28 protein-coding genes and 1 tRNA gene are annotated in these 26,994 nt (G+C 67.3%); 11 read left to right on the top strand and 18 right to left on the bottom strand.

Annotated features, from left to right (window positions below; all coding sequences use genetic code 11):
• Window positions 1-2: 2 nt before the first annotated feature.
• Together BHD05_RS05570 and BHD05_RS05565 are read left to right on the top strand one after the other, a co-directional pair.
• On the top strand, window positions 3-1,649 hold the full coding sequence (locus BHD05_RS05570) for a sensor histidine kinase (protein WP_161885557.1): 1,647 nt from the start codon (window positions 3-5) through the stop codon (window positions 1,647-1,649).
• Window positions 1,650-1,726: 77 nt separating this feature from the next.
• Entirely contained in the window at window positions 1,727-2,017 is a 291-nt protein-coding gene (locus BHD05_RS05565) for a WXG100 family type VII secretion target (RefSeq protein ID WP_161885556.1), read from the top strand.
• Window positions 2,018-2,101: 84 nt separating this feature from the next.
• On the opposite strand, the gene groL is transcribed toward BHD05_RS05565, so the two are convergent.
• The 5 genes from groL to BHD05_RS05540 form a co-directional block, all read right to left on the bottom strand.
• The gene (groL, locus tag BHD05_RS05560; RefSeq protein ID WP_161885555.1) at window positions 2,102-3,730 is read right to left on the bottom strand and encodes a chaperonin GroEL; all 1,629 of its coding nucleotides are present in this window, start codon (window positions 3,728-3,730) and stop codon (window positions 2,102-2,104) included.
• A 121-nt stretch (window positions 3,731-3,851) separates the two neighbouring features.
• The gene (locus BHD05_RS05555; RefSeq protein ID WP_161885554.1) at window positions 3,852-4,892 is read right to left on the bottom strand and encodes a DUF3048 domain-containing protein; all 1,041 of its coding nucleotides are present in this window, start codon (window positions 4,890-4,892) and stop codon (window positions 3,852-3,854) included.
• A gap of 13 nt (window positions 4,893-4,905) precedes the next feature.
• On the bottom strand, window positions 4,906-5,544 hold the full coding sequence (locus BHD05_RS05550) for a LytR C-terminal domain-containing protein (protein ID WP_161885553.1): 639 nt from the start codon (window positions 5,542-5,544) through the stop codon (window positions 4,906-4,908).
• 13 nt (window positions 5,545-5,557) lie between these two features.
• The gene (locus BHD05_RS05545) at window positions 5,558-5,890 is read right to left on the bottom strand and encodes a DUF3263 domain-containing protein (RefSeq protein ID WP_161885552.1); all 333 of its coding nucleotides are present in this window, start codon (window positions 5,888-5,890) and stop codon (window positions 5,558-5,560) included.
• A gap of 62 nt (window positions 5,891-5,952) precedes the next feature.
• Window positions 5,953-6,429: a GNAT family N-acetyltransferase gene (locus tag BHD05_RS05540; RefSeq protein ID WP_161885551.1), complete on the bottom strand. Its 477-nt coding sequence runs from the start codon at window positions 6,427-6,429 to the stop codon at window positions 5,953-5,955.
• 51 nt (window positions 6,430-6,480) lie between these two features.
• On the opposite strand from BHD05_RS05540, the gene msrB reads away from it, so the two are divergent.
• Window positions 6,481-6,900, top strand: a complete 420-nt coding sequence (msrB, locus tag BHD05_RS05535) for a peptide-methionine (R)-S-oxide reductase MsrB (protein WP_161885550.1) — start codon at window positions 6,481-6,483, stop codon at window positions 6,898-6,900.
• A gap of 8 nt (window positions 6,901-6,908) precedes the next feature.
• Window positions 6,909-7,454: a nitroreductase family protein gene (locus BHD05_RS05530; protein ID WP_161885549.1), complete on the top strand. Its 546-nt coding sequence runs from the start codon at window positions 6,909-6,911 to the stop codon at window positions 7,452-7,454.
• Between the two features lie 48 nt (window positions 7,455-7,502).
• Here BHD05_RS05530 and BHD05_RS05525 read toward each other — a convergent pair whose 3' ends face one another.
• Entirely contained in the window at window positions 7,503-8,465 is a 963-nt protein-coding gene (locus tag BHD05_RS05525) for a DMT family transporter (protein ID WP_236966659.1), read from the bottom strand.
• Window positions 8,466-8,578: 113 nt separating this feature from the next.
• Between BHD05_RS05525 and BHD05_RS05520 the strand changes: the two genes are divergently transcribed.
• Window positions 8,579-8,652 (top strand) — tRNA-Thr (locus BHD05_RS05520).
• A 626-nt stretch (window positions 8,653-9,278) separates the two neighbouring features.
• Here BHD05_RS05520 and BHD05_RS05515 read toward each other — a convergent pair.
• A complete protein-coding gene (locus tag BHD05_RS05515; RefSeq protein WP_161885548.1) occupies window positions 9,279-10,202 on the bottom strand; it encodes a DsbA family protein in 924 nt (307 codons plus the stop codon).
• 196 nt (window positions 10,203-10,398) lie between these two features.
• Here BHD05_RS05515 and BHD05_RS05510 point away from each other — a divergent pair, with 196 nt between their 5' ends.
• Window positions 10,399-11,493, top strand: a complete 1,095-nt coding sequence (locus BHD05_RS05510; protein ID WP_161885547.1) for an ABC transporter ATP-binding protein — start codon at window positions 10,399-10,401, stop codon at window positions 11,491-11,493.
• Between the two features lie 99 nt (window positions 11,494-11,592).
• The gene (locus tag BHD05_RS05505; RefSeq protein WP_161885546.1) at window positions 11,593-12,870 is read left to right on the top strand and encodes a DUF4032 domain-containing protein; all 1,278 of its coding nucleotides are present in this window, start codon (window positions 11,593-11,595) and stop codon (window positions 12,868-12,870) included.
• A 224-nt stretch (window positions 12,871-13,094) separates the two neighbouring features.
• On the opposite strand, the gene rlmB is transcribed toward BHD05_RS05505, so the two are convergent.
• Genes rlmB through BHD05_RS05485 form a run of 4 tightly spaced genes read right to left on the bottom strand, consistent with a single transcriptional unit; the run spans window position 13,095 to window position 17,229 of the window.
• Complete coding sequence (gene rlmB, locus BHD05_RS05500) at window positions 13,095-14,126, bottom strand: 23S rRNA (guanosine(2251)-2'-O)-methyltransferase RlmB (RefSeq protein ID WP_161885545.1); 1,032 nt, start codon at window positions 14,124-14,126, stop codon at window positions 13,095-13,097.
• The gene (gene cysS / locus BHD05_RS05495; protein ID WP_161885544.1) at window positions 14,126-15,541 is read right to left on the bottom strand and encodes a cysteine--tRNA ligase; all 1,416 of its coding nucleotides are present in this window, start codon (window positions 15,539-15,541) and stop codon (window positions 14,126-14,128) included. The genes rlmB and cysS overlap by 1 nt, the downstream gene beginning before the upstream one ends.
• A 9-nt stretch (window positions 15,542-15,550) precedes the next feature.
• Window positions 15,551-16,750: a 2-C-methyl-D-erythritol 4-phosphate cytidylyltransferase gene (gene ispD, locus BHD05_RS05490; RefSeq protein WP_161887366.1), complete on the bottom strand. Its 1,200-nt coding sequence runs from the start codon at window positions 16,748-16,750 to the stop codon at window positions 15,551-15,553.
• Window positions 16,747-17,229, bottom strand: a complete 483-nt coding sequence (locus BHD05_RS05485; RefSeq protein WP_161885543.1) for a CarD family transcriptional regulator — start codon at window positions 17,227-17,229, stop codon at window positions 16,747-16,749. Before BHD05_RS05485 ends, ispD begins: the two co-directional genes overlap by 4 nt.
• Window positions 17,230-17,410: 181 nt before the next feature.
• On the opposite strand from BHD05_RS05485, the gene BHD05_RS05480 reads away from it, so the two are divergent.
• Window positions 17,411-17,938, top strand: a complete 528-nt coding sequence (locus BHD05_RS05480) for a hypothetical protein (RefSeq protein ID WP_161885542.1) — start codon at window positions 17,411-17,413, stop codon at window positions 17,936-17,938.
• On the opposite strand, the gene BHD05_RS05475 is transcribed toward BHD05_RS05480, so the two are convergent.
• Window positions 17,939-18,619, bottom strand: coding sequence for a response regulator transcription factor (locus BHD05_RS05475; RefSeq protein ID WP_161885541.1), 681 nt, complete (start codon window positions 18,617-18,619; stop codon window positions 17,939-17,941).
• Window positions 18,616-19,767 carry a sensor histidine kinase gene (locus BHD05_RS05470; protein ID WP_161885540.1) on the bottom strand — a complete coding sequence of 384 codons (1,152 nt, stop codon included), beginning with the start codon at window positions 19,765-19,767 and terminating at the stop codon, window positions 18,616-18,618. Before BHD05_RS05470 ends, BHD05_RS05475 begins: the two co-directional genes overlap by 4 nt.
• Before the next feature lie 160 nt (window positions 19,768-19,927).
• Between BHD05_RS05470 and phoU the strand changes: the two genes are divergently transcribed.
• Entirely contained in the window at window positions 19,928-20,581 is a 654-nt protein-coding gene (gene phoU / locus BHD05_RS05465; RefSeq protein ID WP_161885539.1) for a phosphate signaling complex protein PhoU, read from the top strand.
• Window positions 20,582-20,653: 72 nt separating this feature from the next.
• On the opposite strand, the gene BHD05_RS05460 is transcribed toward phoU, so the two are convergent.
• The 5 genes from BHD05_RS05460 to BHD05_RS05440 form a co-directional block, all read right to left on the bottom strand.
• On the bottom strand, window positions 20,654-21,397 hold the full coding sequence (locus BHD05_RS05460; protein ID WP_161885538.1) for a phosphoglyceromutase: 744 nt from the start codon (window positions 21,395-21,397) through the stop codon (window positions 20,654-20,656).
• A gap of 728 nt (window positions 21,398-22,125) precedes the next feature.
• A complete protein-coding gene (locus tag BHD05_RS05455; RefSeq protein ID WP_161885537.1) occupies window positions 22,126-23,226 on the bottom strand; it encodes an FUSC family protein in 1,101 nt (366 codons plus the stop codon).
• Window position 23,227: 1 nt separating this feature from the next.
• Window positions 23,228-24,319, bottom strand: coding sequence for a CAF17-like 4Fe-4S cluster assembly/insertion protein YgfZ (gene ygfZ, locus BHD05_RS05450; RefSeq protein ID WP_161885536.1), 1,092 nt, complete (start codon window positions 24,317-24,319; stop codon window positions 23,228-23,230).
• Window positions 24,309-24,905: a nitrobindin family protein gene (locus tag BHD05_RS05445; protein WP_161885535.1), complete on the bottom strand. Its 597-nt coding sequence runs from the start codon at window positions 24,903-24,905 to the stop codon at window positions 24,309-24,311. Before BHD05_RS05445 ends, ygfZ begins: the two co-directional genes overlap by 11 nt.
• A gap of 154 nt (window positions 24,906-25,059) precedes the next feature.
• Complete coding sequence (locus BHD05_RS05440; RefSeq protein WP_161885534.1) at window positions 25,060-25,323, bottom strand: hypothetical protein; 264 nt, start codon at window positions 25,321-25,323, stop codon at window positions 25,060-25,062.
• A gap of 109 nt (window positions 25,324-25,432) precedes the next feature.
• On the opposite strand from BHD05_RS05440, the gene BHD05_RS05435 reads away from it, so the two are divergent.
• Both BHD05_RS05435 and mshD read left to right on the top strand, forming a co-directional pair.
• Entirely contained in the window at window positions 25,433-26,122 is a 690-nt protein-coding gene (locus BHD05_RS05435; protein ID WP_202614298.1) for a response regulator transcription factor, read from the top strand.
• Window positions 26,115-26,987, top strand: a complete 873-nt coding sequence (gene mshD, locus BHD05_RS05430; protein WP_161885532.1) for a mycothiol synthase — start codon at window positions 26,115-26,117, stop codon at window positions 26,985-26,987. Before BHD05_RS05435 ends, mshD begins: the two co-directional genes overlap by 8 nt.
• Window positions 26,988-26,994: the final 7 nt, after the last annotated feature.

Below are 26,994 nucleotides of genomic sequence, written 5' to 3'. Positions count from 1 at the left end.
CTATGTCCGATGCCCTCAGCGATCGGTGGAACTCGATTTCACTGCGCACAAAGATCACCAGCGTGACCGTTCTTCTGGTGACTCTGGGCCTGCTCGTAGCGGGTGCCGGCACGATGACCGTGCTGCGCAACTACTTGCTCGAGGGCGTCGACAGCAAGATTGCCGAGACCGTCACCCAGCTGAGGGTGGATGCCCTGTTGACGACGGAGTGCGTGACCCAGGGCCCCAACGACTACTACGTCGCGATCGTCAATGACACCGGCCGGGTCGTCTGTCACAACGCACAGGACGACCCGCCCATCCTCGCCGAAATGACAAACGACGACATGAGCCGCGACGAGGTGCGCGCCTTCACCCTGTGGGATGACGACCGCAGCACCCAATGGCGCGTCGTCGCCCTTCCGCAGCGCAACGTGCAGACGAGCGAGTCGGTGGGCCTCATCGTCGCGCTCAATCTCGACGAGACCAACGGCATCATCGCGCGCTACGCGGGCATCTTCCTCGGCTTCGGACTCTCGGTGGTGGTGCTTGGTGCCGCGCTGACGAGGCTGCTCGTGACGACGACCTTTGCCCCGCTTCGTCAGGTCGAGGCCACCGCGGCGGCAATCGCCGACGGCAACTTCAGCGAGCGGCTGCCGGGAGCGACGCCGAACACCGAGGTCGGCCGCCTCAACGGCTCGCTGAACACGATGCTCGCGCGCATCGACCGAGCGTTCGGCGACCGCGCCAAGACCATCGAGCAGATGCGCCGTTTCGTCGGCGACGCGAGCCACGAGCTGCGCACCCCGCTCGTGTCGGTACGTGGCTATGCCGAGCTCTACCGGATGGGCGCGCTGACGACCCCCGACGAGGTCGCACAGGCGATGGAGCGCATCGAGAAGGAGGCGATCCGCATGGGCGAGCTCGTCGAGGACCTCCTTGAGCTTGCGCGCATCGACGAGGCCAAGCCGCTGCAGATGAAACCCGTCGATCTCGTCCCGATCGCCTACGACGCCGCCCTCGACGCCATGGCCTCCTCCCCCGGTCGCCCGATCAACGTCGTCTTCATCGAGCCGGAACCCGAGCCCGAACCGCAGAGCGCCACGACGACTGCGGAGGACGCCGTCATAGCGAGCAGGACGGCCGCAGTGCTCACGAGCCCGATCTCCTTTGCCGGGGCGCAGCTCTCGCGCTTGCGCTCGCGACGACCCCGGCAGGCGCCCGCCGAGCACGTCTCGCAGACGCCGGCCCCGCAGCAGATTCTCGACACCCCCGCGATCGTGCTCGGGGAGGAGAACAAGATCCGCCAGGTGGTCACCAACCTGCTCGGCAACGCCCTGCGATTTACCAACCCCGGCAGCCCGATCGAGATCGGGGTGTCGGTTGACGCCGTCCGCCAGGTCGCGCTGCTCGACATCATTGATCACGGCGAGGGGATCCCCCCGCAGATCCGCGACAAGATCTTCCAGCGGTTCTGGCGTGCCGATACTTCGCGCACCCGCGAGACAGGCGGCAGCGGTCTCGGGCTCGCGATCGTCTCGGGCATCATCATCGCGCACAAGGGATCGGTCGACGTCTTCGAGACGGAGGGTGGCGGCGCCACCTTCCGGATAGAGCTTCCTCTCCTCCCCGAGAACTACACGTCGCTCGCGCCCACAGCGCGCCCCTGACGCCAACATCGGCCTTCCCGCCCGCCTAGCCTGTGGTCAGCCCGGCCGGCCAGCCTGGCACGAGCGAAGGAGGCGCGATGACCCGCTATCAGGTCGACAGTGAGGCTGTTTTCACGACGACGGGAGCAGTGCGCTCGTCGATGGGCAGGATTGAGGCGGAGGTGAGCGCGTTGCTCAACCAGCTCGTGAACCTGCAGTCATCCTGGAGCGGTCAGGCCGCCAGCGCGTTTCAGGGCGTCGTCACCGAGTGGCGGGCGACGCAGCAGCACGTCGCCGAGGCGATGGCCTCGATCAACATCGCGCTCGGGCAAGCAGGGCAGCAGTACGCCGATATCGAGCAGTCGAACGCGCGGCTCTTCCTGCGCTGACGCACCGGCTTCGGCAGACGTCGTGCCCTTAACCCACGAATGGGCGGCTCCCGCGAGGGAACCGCCCATTCAGGTGCTCTGGACTTAGAAGTCCATGCCACCCGAGGGGTCGCCGGCCGGGGCCGGGTGACGCTCGGGCTTGTCGGCGACGACGGCCTCGGTGGTGAGGAACAGGCCCGCGATCGACGCTGCGTTGAGCAGCGCAGAACGGGTGACCTTCACCGGGTCGTTGATTCCGGCAGCCAGCATGTCAACGTACTCGCCGGTCGCGGCGTTGAGGCCGTGTCCGGTGGGCAGGTTGCGCACGCGGTCGACCACGACGCCGGGCTCGAGGCCAGCGTTGAGGGCGATCTGCTTGAGCGGCGCGTCGATCGCGACGCGAACGATGTTCGCACCGGTCGCCTCGTCGCCCGTGAGGCTCGTGACGGCTTCGCTCTCGAACGCGACCTTACCGGCCTGGATGAGTGCGACGCCACCACCGGCGACGATGCCCTCTTCGACGGCGGCCTTCGCGTTGCGAACGGCGTCCTCGATGCGGTGCTTGCGCTCCTTGAGCTCGACCTCGGTCGCGGCTCCGGCCTTGATGACTGCAACGCCGCCGGCCAGCTTGGCCAGGCGCTCCTGCAGCTTCTCGCGGTCGTAGTCGGAATCGGTGTTGTCGATCTCGGAACGGATCTGCTTGACACGTCCGGCGATGGCGTCGACTTCGCCGGCTCCCTCGACGATCGTGGTCTCGTCCTTGGTGATGACAACCTTGCGGGCGCGTCCCAGCAGGTCGAGGGTCGCGTTCTCCAGCTTGAGACCGACCTCCTCGGAGATGACCTGTCCACCGGTGAGGATGGCGATGTCCTGCAGCTGCGCCTTGCGACGGTCTCCGAAGCCGGGGGCCTTGACGGCAACCGACTTGAAGATGCCACGGATCTTGTTCACGACGAGGGTCGCGAGGGCTTCGCCGTCGACGTCCTCGGCGATGATCAGCAGCTGCTTGCCCGACTGGATGACCTTGTCGACGATCGGCAGCAGGTCCTTGATGTTCGAGATCTTGCCGTTGACGATGAGGATGTACGCGTCTTCGAAGACGGCTTCCTGGCGCTCGGGGTCGGTGACGAAGTACGCCGACAGGTAACCCTTGTCGAAGCGCATTCCCTCGGTCAGCTCGAGCTCGGTGCCGAAGGTGTTTGACTCCTCGACGGTGACGACGCCTTCCTTGCCGACCTTGTCGATCGCCTCAGCGATCAGCGCGCCGATCTCGGGGTCGCCGGCGGAGATGGACGCGGTGGCCGCGATCTCTTCCTTGGTTTCGATTTCCTTCGCACCGGTGACGAGCGCCTCGATGACCGCGTTGACGGCCTTCTCGATGCCGCGCTTGAGGGTGATCGGGTCAGCGCCAGCAGCGACGTTGCGAAGTCCTTCGCGAACGAGGGCCTGGGCGAGGACGACCGACGTGGTCGTTCCGTCTCCGGCGACGTCATCCGTCTTCTTGGCTACCTCTTTGACCAGCTCGGCGCCGATCTTCTCGTACGGGTCGTCCAGTTCGATTTCCTTGGCGATGGAGACACCGTCGTTCGTGATGGTGGGTGCGCCCCACTTCTTCTCGAGCACGACGTTGCGGCCGCGTGGGCCGAGGGTCACCTTGACTGCGTCGGCGAGGATGTTGAGGCCGCGCTCGAGGCCGCGACGGGCCTCTTCGTTGAAAGCAATGATCTTTGCCATGTGTGTTTCTCGTCCCTCCGGGGCGTCGTAAAAGCTGCAACACGGTTGGCACTCCCGTGGAGGGAGTGCTAAACGATTCTGGCACTCTCCCCCGGAGAGTGCAAGTGACGCCCCGTGAGGGTCAGCCTGCAGTGGGGGCTGTGTGCTCGACCGACCCTGCCAACGGAATCAACTCGATCCACGAGTTGCCGGGCGCGAGCTTGACTGCCACCCCATTGTCGTCGATGAGCGCGATCGTGCTGGCGGCAGACTTCTTCGTCCAGGTGGCTCGCACCGTGGCGCCGCCGGAGGAGACCCAGGCCTCGCCCGAGCCGATCATCTCGGTCTTGGGGATATCGAGCGCCACGGTGACGGGCACGCGGAGAACTATCAGGTTGGTCGCGCTCAACCGTGCGCCGTTCGCATCGACATCCGGCGCTCCCTGCTGGGAACGCAGAAACGCCGACGTCGGCGCATCCCAGTTCCAGGTGCCGAAGCTGTAGTCCGAGAACCGGTAGTTCACGACGGCGGTGCGTGTGCCGAGCCGCACCGCGGTGGACGAGGGGAGGTCGGCGGCGAAGTTGAACTGCTTGCGCGGTGCCGCCAGATCGGTGTGCTCGGCGAGCAGCTCCGTGGCCTTCACGTGCACGTTGTGCGGCGCGGGCTTGGCATCGGACCGGTAAAAGGTGGCCTCCGTGTCGGGCTGGCCGTGAATCGCGTTGTAGACGGGCGTCTGGCGCATGAGCGCGACGAACCGGTCCTGACCGCCCGAATAGGCGACGATCCCGCCGAAGGGCGAGATGATGTCCGGATCCATCGGCCGGATCGAGCGCACCGGACCCAGAACGTCGGGGATGTCCGAGTGCCAGACAGCGACATAGCGGGTCATCCCACCTTCGACCAGCTCCTCGAACACGAGGTCGGTGCGGTCGAGCGCGATTTGCGGACGCGCGAGGGGGTGATTGTCGATCTTGGCGGCGATTGAGGCGTGCTCGAGTGTGCCCTTCGGGACGACGAGTCCGCGCAACGGGGCGACGTCCGTCTGCGCGGCTTCGCGGGGCGAGGTCGCGCTCGGGCTGGGCTGCGGACCTTCGGTCCCGGCCGCGCAACCCGCGAGCATGGCGACGGAGAGCACAACGGTCAGGATCGCAGCGCGACCGGAGTTCCTTCGTGAAGTGCGCATGTTCGTTGGGCCGTCAGCCTGCAATTTGCAAATAATCCGAACCGAGCAGCACCGTGATCGGCGACTCGGGGAAGTCCTCGCTGAGCTGCGCCTCGCCGATGCCGAGGCTGGCGACGAGCGCGAGTGCTGCGCTCTCGTTCGCCGGATCGCCGTAGTAGACGGCCGTTGCGGCGATCTCCGTGGATGAGGCATTGGCGCGGCTCCCCACAGCGGTGCTGTCGGCGCACGGTCCCTCGGCGACCGTGTCGGGCCCGGCCGCGCCGCACCATCCCTCGGCGACGAGTTTGTCACCGGCAGCGCCGGCGAGTCCGGCCGTGGATGTTCCGTTGAGCACGGTGATGGAGACGGAGGGATCGAGCAGGGGCTCGATCGGCGCGGCAGTCTCGGTCGCCTCGGGCTCTTCGCTCTGGTCTGTCGCGGGCGCGTCGTCGGTCGGCGCCCCGCTCGCCGTGAACGGGAGATCGAGATTGATCGAGTCGGTCAGGGCCGCGAGTGCCACGACGCCGGCGAGGACGAGCACGCCGGTGGCGAGAGCGGCCCACGCGAACCCGATCCAGCCGCGCCCCTGCCGCGCCGGGGCCCGGTGGGCACCGACTCGCGTGAGGTCGTCGGGGATCTCGTCGAAGCGATCGGTGGGAGTTGTCTTCGCCATAGAGCAAGTGGTCCTAGTCTTCGATTCGCCCGCGGCCGGCTGCCTGTCGGCCCGGCTGGGCCCGGCTCCCTTTCTCGGTGGAGCGTTCGCTCGTTCGAGCATCCCTGACCCGCTGCAGTCTCCTGACCAGCATCGGGTCGTGAACGATCGCGGCCGGGGAGTCGATCAGCGAGTTCAGCAATTGATAATACCGGGCCGCCGACACCCCGAACTCGCGGCGGATGGCTTCCTCTTTCGCGCCGCCGTGGCGCCACCACTCATGCTCGAAACCGAGGATCGCTTCGTCGCGATCGCTCAGCCGCGCCGCAGCATCCGGCAGCTCGGCCGGTTCAGGCTGTGTTTCCACGCGCTACCTCTCGATTGCGGACCCGTCGAGCGCCCGGGGCCAGCATAGGGCGAGCCCGCCGATTACTCGCGCTCATCCGAGGCTGTGGCAGTGCGGTACATCATGACGTGCGGCAGGCCCGCCTCGACGTAGATCTCGCCGAACGCCTCGAAGCCGTAGCGCGCGTACAGCGGAGCGATGTACTCCTGCGAGTGGAGCAGCATCGACTCGTGGCCGTGCCGTTGGATCACGCGGTCGATGAGCAGCTGGGCGAGGCCCTCGCCGCGGCGGTCGGCACGCACGACGACGCGGCCGAAGAGCCTCCTCGCGTCGAGGTGGCTCGGTTCGGCATCAACAATGACGCGCAGGTAGGCGGCGATGCCGCGCTCATCCGCGATCCACAGATGGCTCGTCTCGGGTTCCGTGTCGCGGTCGTCGAGCTCTTCCTCGTCGATCTTCTGCTCAAGAAAGAAGACATCCGTTCGGAGCTTCAGGAACGAATACAACTCCCAAGTCGTGAGTTCGCCCCACGACTTCTCTACTACGGAACAATCGGACACGCAGCCGAGTTTAATGGAGAGTACCGATCATTCTCGAAAGGCTATAGACAGATGACCACCCAAGAAAGCAATTTCCCCCTCCAGAAGACCGAGGACGAGTGGCGCGCGGAACTCGATGCGACGCGATACTCCATCCTTCGCGAGGCGGCGACCGAGCGCCCGTGGTCCGGCGCGCTGCTCGACGAGAAGCGCGACGGCGTGTACACCTGCGGCGCTTGCAACGCCGAGCTGTTCCCGAGCGGCACCAAGTTCGACTCCGGCTCGGGCTGGCCGAGCTTCTGGGACGCCGTCAACCCCGACGCCGTCAAGCGCGTCACCGACCGCAGCCTCGGCATGGTGCGCACCGAAGTCGTCTGCGGCACGTGCGGCTCACACCTCGGCCACCTGTTCGACGACGCGACGCAGACGCCGACCGGTGACCGCTACTGCATGAACTCGCTGTCGCTGAACTTCAAGGAAGAGACGAAGTAAGCCGCCGGATGACTGCCCTGGATGCCGCGCGGCGGCGTCGCTCTCGTCCGCTCGTCACCGCAGCCGCCCCGACCACCGACGAGCTTCTGCCCCTCATCGAGGGCGCAGCGAGCGTCGCCGACCACGGGGCGCTGCGACCCTGGCGGATCATCGAGCTGCGCGGCGACGCCCGTCGGCGTCTCGGCGACGCGCTCGCGGCCGCCAGCGGGGCAACGGGAGCGGGGGCGCACAAGATCGCGGCGAAACCGCTGCGCGCCGAGCTGCTGCTCGCGATCGTCGAGTGCACCCGCCCCAGCCCCAAGGTCGCGCCGTGGGAGCAGGGGGCGACGGCGGCCGGCATTGGCCACCTGCTCTCCCTCCTGCTCGACGAGGCTGGCTGGGGCGTCATGTGGCGCACCGGACTGCTCACCCGCAGCGAGGAGGTTCGCCGCGCCCACGGCCTCGCCGACAACGAGCAGCTACTCGGCTGGCTCTACGTGGGCGGCATCCCCGACGAGCCGAACGAGGCCCCCAAGCCGCGCATCGATCCGCGGGAGTTCCTCAGCGCGCTGTGACGCCGGAGCGGGTCGACCTGCTGGTGCCCCACCGGTCGGTGCCCCGGCTCAGCGCCGCCCGATCGGGCGCGACGGGATCGTAGCGATCCCGACCGCCACAAGCGTCAGCGCGGTGCCGAGCACCGTCGTCCAGGCGATCGGATGGCCCGCGACCGGGGCGAAGACATCGAGCGCGAGCGACGCGATCAACTGGCCGGCGACCGCGCCAAGCCCGAGCAGCAGCACCCCGGTGTGCTTCACGACGACGATCGCGAGCCCGATGAAAAGGGTGCCGATGAGCCCGCCCGAGTAAAGCCAGGGGGCGGCGGGCAGGGACGACGGCCACCCGGCGAACGCGAGATGCACGGCGGCGGCGACGGTGAGCACGAGAGTCCCCGCCACGAAGTTCATGAGGGTCGCGGTCATCGCCGAGCCGGCGGCCACCCGCACCTGCCCATTCGCGGCCTGCTGCCATCCCAGGCCGATCCCGGCGAGCAGCGGCAACAGCACCACCCAGAACGCTGTGTCGGCGCGCAACTGCGACGACACCGCCCAGCCGACGGCGATCAGCGCGAGGATCGACCCGGCGAGGCGCGTCACCGTGATCGCGGTCGGGGCCATGGTGCCCAGCCCAAGCCGGTCGACGACGAGCCCAGAGGCCGTCTGCCCGCTCACGACCGCGATCGTGAACAGGGCCACGCCGAGCGCGGCGGCCGACAGCCCCTGCGCGAGCACGAACGTGCCGCCGGCGACTCCCCCGCCGAGGTACCACCACGGCGTGGCGCCGGAGCGCACTGCGGCGATGAGGCGCCGCGCTCCCGTGCGACCGGGCGCCCACACGGCGAGCACGACGAGCAGCATCACAAGGCCAGAGCCGAACGAGATGATCGCGGCGAGATAGCCGTCGCCGAGGCGCTGCGAGAACTCGCTGTTGACGCGCGACTGGGTCGCGGTGAGCACCCCGACGAGCACGCCCCCCGCCACAAAAACGATGAGCGCCGGCGAGCGATCGGGCACGGACAGACCCGCCACGGCGCCCCCTCGGTTTACATGTCACTGGTTCGCGCCGACTCGCGGCGAACGGAATCCCAACCTACGGCCTCGCGGGTACGATGAAGTGCTGCATCGTGCGCGACGCGGCATCCGCCCCCTTAGCTCAGTTGGCCAGAGCACCGCTCTTGTAAAGCGGGGGTCGTCGGTTCGAATCCGACAGGGGGCTCACAAAAAGGGCCAACAATTTGGCGCTTTTTGTGAGCCCTTCAAGGGCGATCTTGTTCTTCCTTCTTGCCCTCGGCTCGGCGCGAACGAGCCCTTCAACGTCGTCAACGCGGACGATGGCGGGGATGGAGCCGTTTGGGCCGAGATCGCTGCCGCACGGTCTCGTCGAGGCCGACCTCAGCCGCATCGCTGCGTGGTGGCACACCGATGCCGACCGGGGCCGCGAGATCGAGATGTTCACCGACATCACCACAAGCAGGCTGGCGGGGTTCACCGCCCACCACCGCACCGTCGATTCGCTCACCGCTCCTCGACCGCCACCGCGGCGACGGACTCCCTCTGGCCTAGCCGTCGCACCGGCGTCGTTCAGTTCAGGACCTCGCCCGCGTCGTCCCGCCAGGCGAGCACGCGGATGCCGGAAAGGGTCAGTCACTTCGAGGCGTGTCCGGGTTCCACGGCTGGCCGGCATCCTCGGCGGCCTCCGGGCCCGCTCCCCGGCCCACGTCTGACCCTGAGCACCGAGAATCTCACGCTGAACCTGCCAGCGCAGCGCGGGATCGGAGTCCAGCAACCAGTCGCGCAGCGGGGGGTCCAGGGTGCCCTTCACCGTCGCAACGGCCTCCCAGTTTACGGAGCCGGAGACGGAGCGGGAGACGGAGAGGGCGAGCTCGACGACTTCTCCGAGAATACCGCGCCGTCTGCCTCAGCAATGAACTGCGCAAACGCCGTGGCATCGTTCGGGGCGCCCGTGTACCGCACGCCGTTCACCAACACGGTCGGAGTGCCGAACTGGCCCTGCTCGTTGAGCAGGTCGGGGTTGCTGACGGCCCGCTCGGTCACCGACGCGGTCCAGCTCTCGAACCTGTCCTCCTCGATGCAGTCCGCAACGCTCGACGGCTGCGCGACACCGGCATCCCGAGCGAGCTCGATGAGCTGCTCGTCGTCGAGGCCGGCGGTCTGCTCCTCCGGCTGGTTCTCGAACAAGGCAGTGTTGAACGCGAGGAAGTGGTTGGGAGCGTAGTTCGCTACGCATCCCGCTGCATTCATCGACCGGCTCGAATAGCGGGAGCCGAGCGAGGCACGGTCGAGGATCGCGACAGGGTGGATCTCGAGCGTTGCCGCCCCCTCCTCCACCAGGGTCTCGATCTGCTCGCCATTGGTCTCGTCGAAGATCGCACAGACGGGGCACTGATAGTCGACCCAGACCTGGATTTCGAGAGCCTCGCTCTCCGGATCGGGGGTGCTGGCGATCGGCTCTTCCCCGGCCTCGAGCGCGGGGGTCCTCTCGACTTCGAAGTTCTCACCGATGAGCACGCCGTCGCTGGCCATGTTCAGCGGACCGGATGCCGGGGGCTGGATCGAATTGATGATGACCAGGGTGACCGTCGCAACGATCGCCAGCGAGGCGAGGATGAGTCCGCCCTGGAGGATCAGCCGTCCGCGACGCTCCCTCTTCTTCTGCGATTCGCGCAGCGCCCTGGCCTTCTCCCGTGCGGCCGCTCGCCTCTGATTCTTGCTGAGCTGACCTTCGCCGGTGCCGTCGTTTGTCATTAACCCTCACCTTGAAACCGAAGAACTGCGGCCTCAGCCTATCCACCCCAACTGAGAGCGACCTCCCCCCGTTCGGGCAATCCCTGCCATACTGGGCGTGTAGAGCACTGTTGCTCCACGGGGATGTCAGGTCGTCCCACATCCATTCACGAAGGATCGTCCGGCACGTACCTGCCGGTGAAGGAGAAGAATAACCATGGCCACAGTCACTTTTGACAAGGCAACTCGCCTCTACCCCGGTTCGACCATCCCGGCGGTCGACGCCCTGGACCTCTCGGTCGCCGACGGCGAGTTCCTCGTCCTCGTCGGACCGTCTGGCTGTGGCAAGTCCACCTCGCTCCGGATGCTCGCCGGACTCGAAGAGGTCAACGACGGACGAATCCTGATCGGCGACCGCGACGTCACCGACGTCCCGCCGAAGGACCGTGACATCGCCATGGTCTTCCAGAACTACGCGCTGTACCCCCACATGACCGTCGCCGAGAACATGGGCTTCGCGCTCAAGATCGCCGGAATCAACAAGGACGAGCGCGCCAACCGCGTTCTCGAGGCCGCAAAGCTGCTCGACCTCGAGCCCTACCTCGGCCGCAAGCCGAAGGCACTCTCCGGTGGCCAGCGCCAGCGCGTTGCCATGGGCCGCGCAATCGTGCGCCAGCCGCAGGTGTTCCTCATGGACGAGCCACTGTCGAACCTCGACGCGAAGCTCCGCGTGCAGACGCGCACGCAGATCGCCTCGCTCCAGCGCCGCCTCGGCGTCACGACGGTGTACGTGACGCACGACCAGACCGAGGCGCTCACAATGGGCGACCGCATCGCGGTGCTCAAGGATGGCGTGCTGCAGCAGGTCGGAACGCCTCGCGACCTGTACGAGAAGCCGCAGAACGTGTTCGTCGCCGGCTTCATCGGCTCGCCCGCGATGAACCTCTTCGAGTCGAATATCGTCGACACCGGCATCATGTTCGGATCAGCGGTCGCCCCTGTCGAGCGCGAGGTGCTCGCCACGAACAAGGGCAAGAAGGCCACCATCGGCGTTCGCCCGGAAGACATGATTGTGTCGACCTCCGGTGACGGCCTCCCCGTCGAGGTCGACCTCGTGGAGGAGCTCGGAGCGGACGGGTACCTCTACGGCCACGCGGACATCGAGGGAAGCCGCGTCGACGTCGTCGCGCGCGTCGACGGCCGCATCCACCCGAGCGCTGGCGACCACGTGTTCATCACGCCAGAGGCCCAGCACATCCACGTCTTCGACGTGGAGTCGGGTCTGCGCCTCAACAAGCCTGCCGTCGTCTAGCCACACCGCAGCACCGGTCGAGCCTGTCGAGATCCGAAGTCAACTGGATCCCGGCAGGCTCGTCGTCGTTTTTGCCCTCAACTCAGTCAGGATCATTCCATGAGCGGCTCGCTCAACATCACGTCAGCCATTGTCGACCCGGCTCTGCTCGACCTGCCCTGGAACCGTCCGCTGGACACCTGGCCCGATGACAGCATCGCCGCGCTGCCCAAGGGGATCTCCCGGCATCTCGTACGCTTCGTGCACCTGAGCGGCTATGTCATCGCGATCAAGGAGACCTCGGTCGAGCTCGCCCGCCGCGAGTACGAGATGCTGCGCAGCCTGCAGCGACTCGACGTGCCGTGCGTCGACCCGATCGCGGTGATCACCAATCGCACGGACGACGACGGCGAACCCCTCGAGGCCGTGCTCGTCACGCGGCACCTCAAGTTCTCGCTCCCCTACCGGGCCCTGTACTCCCAGCGCCTGCGCGACGACACCGCCACGCGCCTCGTCGATGCGCTCGCCGTGCTGCTCGTGCGCCTGCACATGATCGGCTTCTTCTGGGGCGACGTGTCGCTCTCGAACACCCTCTTCCGTCGCGACGCCGGCGCGTTCGCCGCCTACCTTGTCGATGCCGAGACGGGGCAGCTCTACAACGGGCTCTCGAACGGGCAACGGGAGAACGACCTCGAGATCGCCCGCGTCAACATTGCTGGCGAACTGCTCGACCTCGCCGCTGGCGGACGCACCGACGAGTCCCTCGACCCGGTCGAGGTGAGCGACGGGATCGTCGCCGCCTACCGCAGCCTGTGGACAGAGCTCACCGGCTCGGAGTCGTTCGCGTCATCCGAACGCTGGCGCATCAGCCAGCGGGTCGAGCGCCTCAACAGCCTCGGCTTCGACATCGAGGAGCTCGCGATCAAGACGGACGACAGCGGCACCCGGGTGCGGATTCAGCCGAAGGTCGTCGATGCGGGGCACCACTCCCGGCGCCTGCTGCGGCTCACCGGCCTCGACGCGCAGGAGAACCAGGCCAGGCGGCTGCTCAACGACCTCGACTCCTACGCCGCGGCGCTCACCGGCAAGGACCTCGACGAGGAGATGGTCGCGCACGAGTGGCTCGCGACCGTGTTCGAGCCAGTCGTGCGCGCGATCCCGAGGGATCTCAAGGGGCGCCTCGAGCCGGCGGAGATGTACCACCAGATGCTCGAGCACCGGTGGTACCTGTCGCAGAACGAGAGCCGCGACGTGCCCCTCGCCGAAGCGGTCGGCTCCTACATCGAGAACGTGCTGAGGTTCCGCCGCGACGAGGACACGATGATCGATCCCGCGACGGGAACACTCACGCTTCCGGTCGAGGTCCCCGACGAGGACGACTGGCGCGCTCGGGTGTGACGCCCGGCTGCGTGGCCCTGGCAGCGTTTACGGTTCACTCTCGCAGCCTTCATTATTCAGGAGTGACCGGCCGGGCGGCCGCAGCAACTGCGACCAATGGCATCACTATCGGCAGGAAGTGCGCCACAGCACTTGCTTGGCGCATTTTGTGAGGCTACCGACCCTATCGGCGTGACTTCAGCCCCCAGACTCCTGAATAACGAAAGCACACCCGCGCGCGGGCGCTACTTCTTCTTCTTGGCCCGCAGCTTCGAGATCTCGTACAGCGTGACGGATGCCGCGATGCCGGCGTTGAGCGACTCGGTCGACGAGTTGATCGGGATCGACACGATCGCGTCACAGGTCTCGGTCACGAGGCGCGACAGGCCCTTCCCCTCGCTGCCCACGACGATAACGAGCGGCTCCTTCGCCCAGGTCAGCCCGGGCAGCTCGACGTCTCCCCCGCCGTCGAGGCCGAGCACGAACACGCCGCGCTCCTTGAGCGCCTTGAGCGTCTGGGTGAGGTTCGCAGCCATCGCGACGGGCGTGCGGGCGGCGGCACCGGCGGAGGTCTTCCACGCGGATGCCGTGAGCCCGACCGACCGGCGCTGCGGCACGATGACGCCCTGGCCGCCGAAGGCCGCGACGGACCGGATGATCGCGCCGAGGTTGCGCGGGTCGGTGATGCCGTCGAGGGCGACGAACAGTGGCACCTGCCCACGGGAGATGACCTTATCGAGCAGCTCGATGGGGTGCGCGTACTCGTACGGCGGCACCTTGAGGGCGACGCCCTGGTGCACCGAGTCGAATCCCGCGAGGCGGTCGAGTTCCGGGCGCATGACCTCGAGGATGGGCAGCCCGCGCTTCGTGGCGAGGTTGAGGATCTCCTTGACCCGGTCGTCCACCTCGATGCGGGTGGCGACGTAGAGAGTGGATGCGGGGATGTTCGCGCGCAGCGCCTCGACGACCGAGTTGCGGCCGGTAACGACCTCGATGTCCGCCGCAGCTCCCGAGGAGCCTGTCGGCTTGCCTCGACGCTGCTGCGGGCGCTGAGTGTTGTCATTTCGCGGGGCTCCGCTCGAGCGCCCGCCGGCGCCGACGAAGCGCTCCTGGGCGGCCTTGCGTTTGCCCGCGGGGTGGTACGGCCGGTCCTCGGCCTTGGGGGTGGGCTTCTTGCCCTCGAGCGCCTGGCGCCCCTGGCCGCCCGAGCCGACCTGCGGACCCTTGCGGGTCTTACGTACTGCTCCGGCGCGTGGCTTGTTGCCGCTGCTCTTCATTATTCAAAACTCCAATTGGGCCCCGTCGGGGTGTCTTCGATCTGGATGCCGGCGGCGGCCAGGTCATTTCTGATTCGGTCGGCCGCGCCGAAGTCGCGTGTGGTGCGTGCGGCCTCTCGCTGCTCGAGCAGCGTGCGCGCGAGTGCATCGAGCGCCGAGGCGGCGCGAGAGTCGTCGTCGCGCTGCCATTCGGGTGAGAGGGGGTTGATGCCGAGCACCTCGGTCATCGCGAACACCTCACCGCGCCGCGTTGCGGCGACGGCGAGGTCTTCGGAATCGAGGGCGGCGTTCCCAGCGCGGACATGCTCGTGTAGCACCCCGAGGGCCTGGGGAATGGCGAGGTCGTCGTCCATCGCAACGGCGAAGGCCGCGGGCACGATCTCGACCCCACCGCCCTCGAACCGGGTGCCGGCGAGCCGGCGTTCTGCGCGGTGCAGGAATACATCGATACGTTCGAGCGCAGCTTCCGCCTCGATCAGCGAGCCATCGTGGTAGTCGATCGTGGACCGGTAGTGCGCGGAACCGAGGTAGTAGCGCACGACGAGCGGTGCCGCGTACTCCAGAAACTCGGCGGCGAATATAGAGTTGCCGAGCGACTTCGACATCTTCTGTCCGGTGACGTTGACGAGCCCGTTGTGCACCCAGTAGCTGGCAAACGGGCGGCCCGCGGCAGTCGACTGGGCAAGCTCGTTCTCGTGGTGCGGGAAGCGCAGGTCGAGGCCGCCTCCGTGGATGTCGAACTGGTCTCCGAGGTACCGCGATGCCATCGCGGAGCACTCGATGTGCCAGCCGGGTCGGCCGGCACCCCAGGGCGACGGCCACGACGCCGAAGCCGGCTCACTGGGCTTCGTGCCCTTCCACAGAGCGAAGTCACGAGTGTCGCGCTTGCCGCGGGGATCCGCATCGGCGGCCGCGACCATGTCGGCGGGCCGCTGGCGGGTGAGGTCACCGTAGGCGGGCCACGAGCGGGTGTCGAAGTAGACGTCGCCGGAGGCGTCGTCGGCCGGGTAGGCGTGCCCCTTCTCGACCAGCTCGGAGATGAGATCCTGCATCTGCTGCACGCTCGCGGTCGCGCGCGGCTCGTAGGTCGGGGGCAGGATGCCGAGCCGGGCGTACTGCGCGCTGAACTCCAACTCATAGCGGTAGGCGAGCGCCCACCACTGCTCGATCGTGCCCGAGGCGCGATCGAGGATCTTGTCGTCAATGTCGGTGACGTTGCGCACGAGGGTCACATTGAAGCCGCGGTAGGTGAGCCACCGCCGCCACTGGTCGTAGACGAGGGCGGAGCGCAGGTGTCCGATGTGCGGTGAAGACTGCACCGTCGGACCACAGACGTAGATGCCGACATGTCCCGGGGTCACCGGTTCGAAGTCCATCAGGGTCTGTGACTTGGAGTCGTAGAGGCGCAGGGTCACTGGGATAGCTTAACGACTTCGCTGAACAAGGGCGGTAGCGATGACGGCGATACCATCCCCCCTGCCGGTGAAACCGAGTTCGTCGGTCGTCGTCGCCGAGACGCTCACGGGCGCGCCGACGAGAACGCCGAGGTGGGCCTCGAGCTCGGATCTTCGGGCGGCGAGCTTCGGGCGGCGCGCGACGACCTGCACGGCGACGTTGCCGATCTCGAATCCCGCGCCGGCCAGGATGGCGACCGTCTCGCGGAGAAAGACGTCACCATGCGCTCCCGCGTACCGGTCGTCGTCGGTGCCGAAGCGCGAGCCGATGTCGCCGAGGCCCGCCGCCGACAGCAGCGAGTCGCAGATCGCGTGACTGAGCACGTCGCCGTCGCTGTGCCCGGAGAGTCCGGGCTCGCCGGGCCAGTGCAGCGCGCCGAGCCAGAGCGGGCTGCCTGCGTCGAAGGCGTGCACATCGATCCCGACGCCCGTGCGCACGGCCATGGTGCTGCCACCCGACTCGCGGGCCAGTGCCTCTGCACGGCGGAGGTCCCACGGGGTCGTGATCTTGAAGGCGAGCACGTCGCCGGCGATGATCGAGACCGGATGCCCGGCTGCGGCGAACAGTGCCGCGTCGTCGGTGTACTCCTCGGTCGCGGCCGAATAGGCGGCGACAAGCTTGTCCCGGGGAAACCCCTGTGGCGTCTGAACGGCCACGAGCTCGGACCGGTCGAGGGTGCGCACCACCGCACCCGTGGCATCCGCCTGCTTGATCGTGTCGCTGACCGCGAGGGCGGGGATGATCCCGGCTCCGGTCTCCTCCGCCGCCGCCGCGACGAGCTCGAACTGGATCGACGGGGTGAACGCACGGGCCGCGTCGTGGACGAGTACCGTGCGAACCGACTCGTCGAGCGCCGCAAGTCCGGCAGCCACGGACTGTTGCCGGGTACTGCCGCCGGCGACGACCGTCAGGTGGTCGCTCGCGACTCCCGCGACGCTCTCGCAGAGCATCCGCGCCTCGGCGAGCTGGTCTGCGGGCGCGACAACGACCACCTGCGCCGGTGCGCGCATGCCGAACACCGGGCGCAGGGCGCGCTCGAGTATCGACGCTCCCACGACCGGGACGAGCGCCTTGGGCGTGCCGCGCCCGAGGCGGGAGCCGCTTCCGGCCGCGACGATGATCACGCCGATCGCCCGGTCGGGCCCGTGCTGTTGCGGCGGGGGGGTTATGACGCGAGGACCTCGTCGAGAACGCTCGAGGCCTTCTCTTCGTCGGTCTTCTCCGCGAGCGCGAGCTCGGAGATCAGGATCTGGCGTGCCTTCGCGAGCATTCGCTTCTCGCCAGCCGACAGCCCACGGTCCTGGTCGCGGCGCCACAGGTCACGAACGACCTCCGACACCTTGATGACGTCACCCGAGGCGAGCTTTTCCAGGTTCGCCTTGTAACGCCTCGACCAGTTGGTCGGCTCCTCGGTGAACGGCGCGCGGAGCACGTCGAACACGCGGTCGAGACCTTCCTTGCCGATGACGTCACGAACGCCGACGAGGTCGACATTGTCCGCGGGTACTTCGATGGTCAGATCACCCTGAGTGACGTTGAGCTTGAGATACAGTTTCTCTTCGCCCTTAATCATCCGGGTCTTTACTTCGGTGATTGTTGCTGCACCGTGGTGGGGGTATACGACGGTTTCGCCGACCTCAAAAAGCATTGATGGAACTCCATTCTGCGGCCCCTAGTTTACCACAGCGATTTCCCAGTAAGGATGGCCTTACCTCGAGGCTTGACAAACACCTCGGTAGGCTAAACTTGGACTCGGGTTTCCTTACTGGTTTATCAGCCGGCTCCGCGTCTCACATCTCGATATCGACCACACGTTTCCGGAGGAACCAGTGCGATCACGCGCCTTAGTCATCCTGCTCGCAGGGCTTGTCACCGTCGGCCTGAGCGGATGCACCTTCGGCGCGGTTCAAGCAACCCGACTCGCCTACGACCCCAGCGACGGCGTGAGCACCAAGGTCGGAGACATCTACATTCAGAACGCCCTGCTCATCAGCGAGACCGGTGATGTCGGCAACCTGGTCGTGAGCGTCATCAACGACACCAACTCTGCGGTGTCCCTCACCGTAACCTGGCCGACCGACTCCGGGTCGCTCGAATCAGAGGTGCTGCTAATTGGAGAAGATGAGGTGCGCACCTTCGGCACCGAGACAAATCCGTTGATCATCGAGAATATCGATGCGCCTCCCGGGAGCCTCTTCCCGCTCTACTTCCAGTACGCGGACTTCCCCGGCAGCGAGATCAACACCCCCGTCCTAACCGGCGCGCTCGATTCCTACTCCGACCTGGTTCCGGAGGACGTGGCCGACCAGCAGTCGACGGACACCGAGACCACAGACTCCGAAATCGTCGAGGAGTAGCTAACCCTCGAAGCGGTAGCCGAGGCCGCGCACGGTGACGAGCATCACCGGCTCACTCGGCACCCGCTCGATCTTCGACCGGATGCGCTTGATGTGCACGTCGAGGGTCTTGGTGTCGCCAAAGTAGTCGACACCCCACACCCGGTCGATGAGCTGGCCGCGGGTGAGCACGCGACCGGAGTTGCGCATCAGCAGCTCGAGTAGCTCATACTCCTTCAGCGGCATGGCGATCTCCCGTCCGCTCACGGCGACCGTGTGGCGCTCGAGATCCATGTGCACGTCGCCCCCGTCGAGCACGTCGCCCCGGTCCTCCTCGAGGTCGGTGCGCCGGCGCATGACCGCCCGGATGCGCGCGAGCAGCTCCCGGGTAGAATAGGGCTTGGTGACATAGTCGTCGGCGCCCAGCTCCAGGCCGACGACAATATCGACCTCGCTGTCCTTCGCCGTGAGCATGATGATCGGCACCTGGGAGCGGGTGCGAATCTCGCGGCAGACTTCGGTGCCCGGAAGCCCCGGCAGCATGAGGTCGAGCAGCAAAAGGTCGAAGGCGCCGCGGTCGAAGGCGTCGAGGCCCGCCGGGCCATCCTTCGCGATCGCCGTGGTGTAGCCCTCCCGTTCGAGCAAGTAGGAGAGGGGCTCGCTCAGCGAGGATTCGTCTTCGATGATGAGGATGCTGGTCATTTCTTGTCTCCTGCTGTTGCCACTGCGCGGGATGCTTCCGGCAGTCGGATCGTGAAGGTGGAGCCGCGCCCGAGTTGGGACCACGCCCGCACGTCGCCGCCGTGGTTCTCGACGACGTGCTTGACGATGCTGAGTCCGAGGCCCGAGCCGCCGGTGCGGCGCGACCGGGCCGGGTCTGTGCGGAAGAATCGCTCGAACACCCGGTCGAGCTCAACCTCGGGGATTCCGACACCCTGGTCTGTGACGGCGATCTCGACGACGCCATCCGAGTTGCGCACTCCGACGCCGACCCGCGAGCCGCGCGGGGAGTACTGGATCGCGTTGGCGATGAGGTTGTGCAGTGCGGTCACGAGGAGCGCCTCGTCGCCGTAGATCAGCGCGCCAGTTTTCTTGCCACTGATGACGGTGACGTTGTTGGCATCGGCGGCGACCTTCGTCTCGTCGAGGGACAGCGAGACGACGCGGTCGATCGAGACGATCTCGGCCTCCGTGAGGGCGTCGGCGGCCTGCAGACGGGAGAGCTCGATGATCTCCTGTGTGATCCTGGCCAGCCGTTCGGACTCCTTCGTCAGCCGTTTCGCGAAGCGGCGAACCTGGTCGGGCTCGCTCGAGGCGGCCTGCAGCGCCTCGGCGAGCAGCCCGACGGCGCCGATCGGTGTCTTGAGCTCGTGGCTGATGTTCGCGATGAAGTCGCGGCGCACCGCGTCGAGTCGGTGCGATTCGGTACGGTCGTCGGCCACCAGCAGCACGTAGCGGGCGCCGAGCCGGGCCACCCTCACCGACAGCACAATGTTGGCCTCGCCGAACGGGCCGCGCGAGAGTGTGACTTCGTCGGTCAGCCGCTCGCCGCTGCGCCGCACTCGGTTGACCATCTCAGTGAGCTCCGGATGCACCAGGGAGTTGTTCCCGACGAGCCCGAATGCGAGTGCACCCGGCGACGCCTTGACGACGACATTCGAGGGGTCCACGACGATGCCGGCCGATTCGAGCGCGTCGATGACAGCGTCCACACCGTCGGGCACGCTCGAGTTCACGACGTCGTGCGCGCGCTCGCCGCGAAGTGCGGCAAAGTGCATCAGGCTGACCAAGCCGGTGCCCACGACGAATCCGAAGGCCAGCGACACGGGCACCAACCAAGTGGAGTCCATATGAACAGATTAGTAACTCTGCTCGGTTCGGCTGACGGCCGATGCCCGGCCGCCGGGCCACTTTAGGTAAACTTCAGCTGAGCATCACCAATTGTTAACCGGCAGAGCGCAGGATAACTTGGATTGGTCGGATGTCGTACGTCCGCAACGAAGGGGCAACATGCGCGAAGTATTCCAGCAGGAACTGCGCGAGGTGCAGGACCGTCTCGTCGAGATGTCCACACTCGTCGAGTTCTCGATCGACAACGCCACACGCGCGTTCAATGAGTCAGACGTCTCGCTCGCCGAGAAGGTCATCGCCGGCGACAGCAGGATCGACAGCGCCGCGAAGTCGCTCGATGAGCTCGCCATCGACATCCTCGCCCGACAGCAACCGGTCGCCAGGGATCTGCGCATCGTCGTGAGCGCCCTCCGGATCAGCGCGTCGCTCGAGCGGATGGGCGACCTCGCCGAGCACATCGCGCAGCTCGCCCGGTACCGCTTCCCGGAGAAGGTCATTCCGAAGAGCCTTCGCTCCACCTTCCACGAGATGGGCACGCTCGACGTCGCGATCGCGAAAAAGCTCACCGAGCTGCTCAAGTCGGAAGACGTGAAGCTCGCCGAGGAGATCCGTAACGAGGACGACCGAATCGACGAGTTGCACGTCAGTGTCTTCGATGCGGTGCTCGGCGAGACCTGGAAGGGTGCGGCGGTCGACACGGTCGACGCCACCCTGGCGAGCCGGTACCACGAGCGTTTCGCGGACCACGCGGTCACGATTGCCAAGAACATCCAGTATCTGGCGACCGGCAACCTCGTCGGATCCGACAGCTGAGCACAGACCGCCCCCTGGCGGAAAAAAGGGGAGAGACGCACGCGGCGTCTCTCCCCTTTTTCGTCCCTCTGGTTACTTCTTGCCCTGCGCGGCGACCGCGGCCGCACCGGCGGCGGCGGCATCGGGGTCAAGGTAGCGGCCCGGCTTCACTGGAGCGAAATTCTCGTCGAGCTCGTAGACAAGCGGGATGCCGGTTGGGATGTTCAGGTCGGCGATGTCCCCGTCGGAGATGCCGTCGAGGTGCTTCACAAGCGCGCGCAGCGAGTTCCCGTGGGCCGTCACGAGCACCCTCCTGCCCGAGGCCAGGTCGGGCTTGATGTCGGACTCCCAGTACGGCAGCATCCGGTCGATCACGAGCTTCAGCGACTCGGTGCGCGGAAGGTCGTCACCGAGAGTCGCGTAGCGGGGGTCGTGCGCCTGGGAGTACTTGGCGTCGTCGTCGAGCGGCGGCGGCGGCATGTCGAACGAGCGGCGCCAGGACTTGAACTGCTCCGGTCCGTACTCGGCGAGGGTCTGTGCCTTGTCCTTGCCCTGCAGGGCGCCGTAGTGGCGCTCGTTCAGGCGCCAGGAGCGGCGCACGTCGATCCAGTCGCGGTCGGCGACGTCGAGGGCGATGTTGGCGGTCTGGATCGCGCGCTTGAGCACCGAGGTGTGCAGAACGTCAGGAAGGATTCCGGTCGACGCGAGCAGCTCACCCGCGCGGTGGGCCTCTTGCGCACCAATGTCGCTCAACGGCACATCTACCCAGCCAGTGAAAAGGTTCGCCTGATTCCAGGTGGACTGCCCATGGCGCAGAAGAATGAGGGTGTAGGTCATGCGGCAAGCTTATCGACGGCCCGGGTTGCGATCGCGAACCGGCCTCGGCGGAGAATGAGGCAACGGCTATCCGGTGGGTTGCGCGCGGCACGACGGGCGAGCGCGGGGAGCGCGCGCGAGCGCGGGTAGCGCGCGCGAGCGCGGGCGGCACACCGCGCGCGTGGAGGCGCAGCACCCGCGAATCCTGAGGACGAGGGTATGCAACATCAGGGTCGCGGGCAATACGCGTTGACGCGGGTGATGCGCACTTACGCCGGCAGTACGCGCACACGCCGGCAGTACGCGCACACGCGGGGTCACGCACTCTCACGGGGTCACGCACTCTCACGGGGTCACGCACTCTCACGCGGGCAACGCGGGCAGCGCGGGGAGCGCGGGCAACGCGGGCAACGCGGGGAGCGCGCGCGAGCGCGGGCGGCACACCACCCACGTGGAGGCGCAGCACCCGCGAATCCCCAAGACGAGGGCATGCAACATCAGAAACGCGGGTAATGCGCGTACACGCGGGCAATACGCGCACACGCCAGCATTACGAACACACACGGGGTCACGCGGGCAATGCGCGCACACCGATATTCCGCGCACACCCGCACCAGGCGGCGGGGGCGCCGCAACCGCAACCGCATCCATACATCGCAGCCACATCCACAGGCACATCGACATCCACAGCCGCACCCACAGGCACATCGACACCCACACCCGCAGCCCCACGCCGCGGCCTGGCGCCGCTACGGGTCGGGGAGCGCCTTCCTCGCGTCGCTGGCGTTCATCCCGGTTGCGGTCAGCAGATCGACGATGAGCGGCCGGATGAGCAGCACAAGCACCGACTCGGTCAGTTCGGACCCGGGCAGCACAGCCTCCGGAGACAGCCGTCGGGCGACCTCGCTGAGATGCTCGCGCGCCTGGTCCTGATCAGTCCGCAATAGACGGATTCCCGCCCGGACGTCGGTGATGAGTGTCCCGAGCTCGGGCCTCTCCCGGCCGTCGCGCACGAGGAAATCGGCTCTGCGGGTGATGATCCGCAGGTGTCTCGAGGCGAGGTCGAGGCAGCCCAGCAGCCTCCACTGCGCGCGCAGCTCGGGCAGGTACCGGCGCAGGAACGGGGAGATTCTCGCGATGCCGATCGCCGAATCGAGGGACGTCGTCCACTCGTCGATCATCTGCTGGGTGCGGCGCAGCCGGGTGAGAGCGAGATCGGCGGCCGGCTCGTCGGCAGTCTCCAGCGCGACGACGAGGGTGCCGAGAGCCTCGTCGAGCGTCGCGAACAGCTTCTTCGCGTCGCGCTCGGCCGCACTCCGCGGGTCGCGCGGAATGAGCGCCGTGACAAGCAGCGCCACGACACCGGCGACGACGCCGTCGATGCTGCGGACGAAGACGCCGCCCTCCGGTGGCGGGAGCACCATTACGAGCGTCGACTGCACCCCCGCCGCGACGGTGAACGCCGCGCTCGGCGAGATGAACCTCGCCACGAGCAGGGTAATCACGAGCACGAAGGCGAGCTGCCAGGTGCCTGGCCCCACGAGGATCAGCATGAGCTCGCTCAGGCTGATGCCGATGAGGATTCCGACGAGGATGTCGAGAACCCGGCGCGGGCTCGCATCCCGGGCAAAACCGAGGGCCGTGATCGTGACGGTGACCGCGACGACCGGAAAGTCGTGCCCGAGCAGCACACGTGCGATGACATACGACACGGTGGCGGCGATCATGATCTGCACCGCCGCGGGAACCGAGTTGCGGACCCGGCGCAGTCGCTGGGTCAGGTCGATGCGGCGCCGCACCGACCGCTCAAGCCGTCGCATCGCGCCGTCGGCCGGGCGGGAGGCCGTCATGTCAGCGGCGCACGGCACCGAGCCGCGGGATCCGCGGAACTCCGGCTGTCGCACCGGCATCCGGGGGCACGATGATCTCCTGCGCCGCCGCGACTGTCGTATCGTCCGTGGCGACCGTGAGGGTGCTGGCCGGATCGGCGGAGCGCTTGACCACGGCGAGCGCGATCGGCCCGAGCTCGAAGTGAATCGCGGAGGAGGTGATCTTGCCGACGCACTTGTCTTTGAGCATCACCTCGTCGCCGGGATGCGGCAGCACTGCATCCGATCCGTCGAGGTGCAGCATGACGAGGCGGCGAGGCGGATGCCCCAGGTTGTGCACCTTGGCGACCGTCTCCTGGCCGCGGTAGCAGCCCTTCGTGAGATGCACCGCAGAGCGCAGCCAATCGAGCTCGTGCGGAATGCTCCGCTCGTCGACCTCGGTTGCCGCCCGAGGGCGCCAGGCTGCGATGCGGAGCGCCTCGGCGGCGAGAATCCCCGCCGCCGGCCGGGTTGCCGCGATCTCGGCGAGAGCGGAGCGGGGAACGATGGTCTGGGTCCAGTGCCAGTCGGCAGCCGGATGCCCGTCGGCCGCGGCATACTGGTGCCCGCCGGGCGCGACCGCCGACCACGGGTCACGCCAGATGAGCGGCACGCCAGCGGGAGCGGCAGCCGGCAGACCCGCGTCGCCGACGGCACCGATCACGGCGAACTCGGCGGAACGGTCGGCTGGCTCGACCCTCAGCATGAAGCGCATTCTGGTCAGCCAGTCGAGCAGGCCGGGAGCCTCGGACGCCTCGAGCAGCATCCAGAGGGTCTCGCCGTCGTCGAGCAGCCCGACCGCGTACTCGAGATGCCCGTGCTGATCGAGCAGCAGGGTCTCGCTCGAGTCGCCCGGGCGCATGCCCTTGACCGCCTGGCTGGTGATCGAGTCGATCCAGCTCAGCCGGTCACTTCCCGAGACCGAGATCACGGCGCGATGCGACAGGTCCACAACCGCCTCGCCACGGGCGAGCGCACGCTGCTCACGGAACGGGTCACCGTAGTGCGCGGCGACTCCCGCGTCTGCGCCGGTGGCCGCGACGGCCCCGGGGAGTCCCAGAAATTCACTCGTCACGGGACAGCCTTCCTGAGGCGTGGGTACGCAGACCCTGGCCGAGCGCGGCGATGTCCCACGCCCACAGCAGGTGGTTTTCGACGAGTCCGTAGAGGCGGGTCGAGGCCGCGTGCTCCTTCGAGTTGACCGAACGCAGCACTGCATCCGTCGCGAGGTCGATGCGGGGCCCCTTGACCTCGCCGATGTACAGCTCACTCACGCCGCCGGGATGAAGGATCGACACCTCGATGTCGAACGCGTTGCCCGCATTGCGCAGCGTCTCGACGGCGCTCGCTGTCGTGAACGGCGTCACCCCGACACCGGGCAGGAGACCGGGGCCGGGGTCGGCTGCGGTGGCGGGGCGGCTGAGCCGCCAGTAGCCGGTCTCTGTCGCGAGCGGTGTCCGGCCCTCGTCGAGGAGCCAGGTGTACGAGGTGTAGTTGACGTGCGGTAGGCCGTCGTGGCTGAAGCTCAACCGCTGCCCGAACTCGTAGTTGCGGAGGCCGTCGCCGGTGTCGTAGTTGACCACGCCGGTGCCCTCCCAGACGCCGAGGAGCCACGAGAGTGGGACTAGCTCAGCGGGAAGGGTGGAGTCGAGCTCGATCATGAGACCTCCCGGACTGCGCAGGAAGTCAGCGCTGGCCCTTGTAGAGGTTGTAGACGACGAGCACCGAGATGTACCCGATCGACAGCGACGCGAGCACGAGGAGGCCGACGAAGAACAGCTCGATTGCGAGGAGAGACATGATCCGATTCTAACCTCACCCGGCGGCGACGAGGCTCAGCACGCCGGTCGCGGCGGCGAGAACAAGGATGGCACCGCCGACGCTCAGCATGATCCTGTCCACGAAGCCCTTCTTCTGGGTCGTCGCGACCTGGATGACGAAGGTTAACAGCACGGCGGATGCCATGGCGACCGCAATCCAGATCAGGTATTCGTCGGGCGGGGCGAAGAGCCCGATGAGGAGCGCTCCGATCGCTGCCGCAACCCACACGGGGATCGCCGTGCTGAGGTGAGCCGCCATGCTCCAATTGTGCCCTACCGCCCGCACTTCGGTGTGCCGCGGCGACTCCGCCGCGATGCCGGGTCTACGTGGACTTATAGACTGCAGTTTCGGCCCTTCTGGAGGACGCGTGGCACAGCTGTTGATATTGACCCCTGCGGTCGACAGCGAGGTGCTCCCCGCCCTCGGACTGCTCAGTCACAAGACGCGCCAGATCCCGGCGGAGCCCGCCCAGTTGATCAACGCGCCGAGCTGCGACCTGCTGCTGGTCGACGCACGTCGGGACCTCGCCAGTGCGAAGTCGCTGTGCAAGATCCTGGGGTCCACCGGCATCAACGTGCCGCTCCTGCTCGTGCTCACCGAGGGCGGGCTCACGGCCGTCAACGCGGAGTGGGGCATCGACGACGTCATCCTTGAGAACGCCGGTCCGGCGGAGGTCGACGCTCGCATCCGCCTCCTGATAGCCCGCCAGACGCAGGACCAGATGAGCCATAAGATCCACGCCTCGGGCGTCGTCATCGACGAGGCGAGCTACTCGGCGAAGGTTCACGGGCGCCCGCTCGACCTCACCTTCAAGGAATTCGAGCTTCTGCGCTTCTTGGCGACGCACCCGTCACGCGTGTTTACCCGCGAGCAGCTGCTCAGTGAGGTGTGGGGCTACGACTACTTCGGCGGCACCCGCACCGTCGACGTGCACGTGCGCCGCCTTCGCGCGAAGCTCGGCGACCTCGAGTCGCTTATCGGAACGGTGCGCAACGTCGGCTACCGATTCAACCTGCACGACGACGACGAGCTCCGTGGCCAGGCCGTTCATGCCTGACCTTCTTGTGCCGCTCGACCCGACGTCGGCCGAGCACGCCAACTCTCTCGCGCTCCTGATCGGCGAGGCGACCCGCGCCGACGGGCAACCGCCGTTCTCCGACCAGTCCCTCGTGGACCTGCGTGCGGGCGCGAGGGCCGGCACCGCCATCGAGATCGACGGCGAGATCGCTGGCATCTCGATCATGACGATGGGAGCTGCGCCGGCCGAGGCCGAGCTCGTCGTGAGCCCGACCCATCGACGCCGCGGGCTCGGTGCGCGCCTGCTCGCGGATGTGCTGGCGCGGTCGGGCGGCCGCGCGTTGATCTGGGCCCACGGCGACCACCCTGACGCCCGCAGTCTCGCTGCGCGCGCTGGCCTGGAACCGGTGCGCGAACTTCTGCAGCTCCGACTGGCCCCGGTGCGCGCGCCAGACGGCGCCGCAGAGGCGCGCGCCTTCCGCCCCGGTGCCGACGACGCCGAGTGGCTCGCACTCAACGCGGTGGCCTTCGCCGACCACGCCGAGCAGGGCGACCTCACCCAGGCCGACTTGGACGCACGCAAGGCCGAGCCGTGGTTCGACCCCGCCGACTTTCTCATCGCCTCGGGCGACGATGGCGGGATGATCGGATTCTGCTGGCTCAAGGTCGAGGGCGGGATCGGCGAGTTCTACGCTGTCGGGGTCTCCCCCGCTGCGCAGGGCCAGGGCCTCGGTCGGGGCCTCGTCTCCGCCGGGCTCGAGAGGCTCGAAGCGCGCGGCATCCGGGAGTCGAACCTCTACGTCGAGGCGGAGAACACTGCGGCCGTTACCCTCTATCGCTCAGTTGGTTTTGTCGATCACTCGATCGACATCCAGTACTCGTCGCGGCCCTCCAGCGCGAGCTGAACGCCTG

Source organism: Marisediminicola antarctica (assembly GCF_009930795.1).
Taxonomy (GTDB): Bacteria; Actinomycetota; Actinomycetes; order Actinomycetales; family Microbacteriaceae; genus Marisediminicola; species Marisediminicola antarctica.
This window is presented reverse-complemented; position numbering and strand designations above follow the sequence as displayed.

Coding starts and splice junctions, on each gene's coding strand:
- BHD05_RS05440 (WP_161885534.1), bottom strand. CDS start 25,323: ATGGCGGCTCACCTCAGCACGGCGATCCCCGTGTGGGTTGCGGCAGCG.
- mshD (WP_161885532.1), top strand. CDS start 26,115: ATGCCTGACCTTCTTGTGCCGCTCGACCCGACGTCGGCCGAGCACGCC.
- rlmB (WP_161885545.1), bottom strand. CDS start 14,126: ATGAAGAGCAGCGGCAACAAGCCACGCGCCGGAGCAGTACGTAAGACC.
- BHD05_RS05515 (WP_161885548.1), bottom strand. CDS start 10,202: ATGACAAACGACGGCACCGGCGAAGGTCAGCTCAGCAAGAATCAGAGG.
- msrB (WP_161885550.1), top strand. CDS start 6,481: ATGACCACCCAAGAAAGCAATTTCCCCCTCCAGAAGACCGAGGACGAG.
- BHD05_RS05565 (WP_161885556.1), top strand. CDS start 1,727: ATGACCCGCTATCAGGTCGACAGTGAGGCTGTTTTCACGACGACGGGA.
- BHD05_RS05445 (WP_161885535.1), bottom strand. CDS start 24,905: ATGATCGAGCTCGACTCCACCCTTCCCGCTGAGCTAGTCCCACTCTCG.
- BHD05_RS05510 (WP_161885547.1), top strand. CDS start 10,399: ATGGCCACAGTCACTTTTGACAAGGCAACTCGCCTCTACCCCGGTTCG.
- groL (WP_161885555.1), bottom strand. CDS start 3,730: ATGGCAAAGATCATTGCTTTCAACGAAGAGGCCCGTCGCGGCCTCGAG.
- BHD05_RS05505 (WP_161885546.1), top strand. CDS start 11,593: ATGAGCGGCTCGCTCAACATCACGTCAGCCATTGTCGACCCGGCTCTG.
- BHD05_RS05570 (WP_161885557.1), top strand. CDS start 3: ATGTCCGATGCCCTCAGCGATCGGTGGAACTCGATTTCACTGCGCACA.
- BHD05_RS05530 (WP_161885549.1), top strand. CDS start 6,909: ATGACTGCCCTGGATGCCGCGCGGCGGCGTCGCTCTCGTCCGCTCGTC.
- BHD05_RS05550 (WP_161885553.1), bottom strand. CDS start 5,544: ATGGCGAAGACAACTCCCACCGATCGCTTCGACGAGATCCCCGACGAC.
- BHD05_RS05485 (WP_161885543.1), bottom strand. CDS start 17,229: ATGCTTTTTGAGGTCGGCGAAACCGTCGTATACCCCCACCACGGTGCA.
- BHD05_RS05460 (WP_161885538.1), bottom strand. CDS start 21,397: ATGACCTACACCCTCATTCTTCTGCGCCATGGGCAGTCCACCTGGAAT.
- BHD05_RS05455 (WP_161885537.1), bottom strand. CDS start 23,226: ATGACGGCCTCCCGCCCGGCCGACGGCGCGATGCGACGGCTTGAGCGG.
- BHD05_RS05470 (WP_161885540.1), bottom strand. CDS start 19,767: ATGGACTCCACTTGGTTGGTGCCCGTGTCGCTGGCCTTCGGATTCGTC.
- BHD05_RS05475 (WP_161885541.1), bottom strand. CDS start 18,619: ATGACCAGCATCCTCATCATCGAAGACGAATCCTCGCTGAGCGAGCCC.
- phoU (WP_161885539.1), top strand. CDS start 19,928: ATGCGCGAAGTATTCCAGCAGGAACTGCGCGAGGTGCAGGACCGTCTC.
- BHD05_RS05555 (WP_161885554.1), bottom strand. CDS start 4,892: ATGCGCACTTCACGAAGGAACTCCGGTCGCGCTGCGATCCTGACCGTT.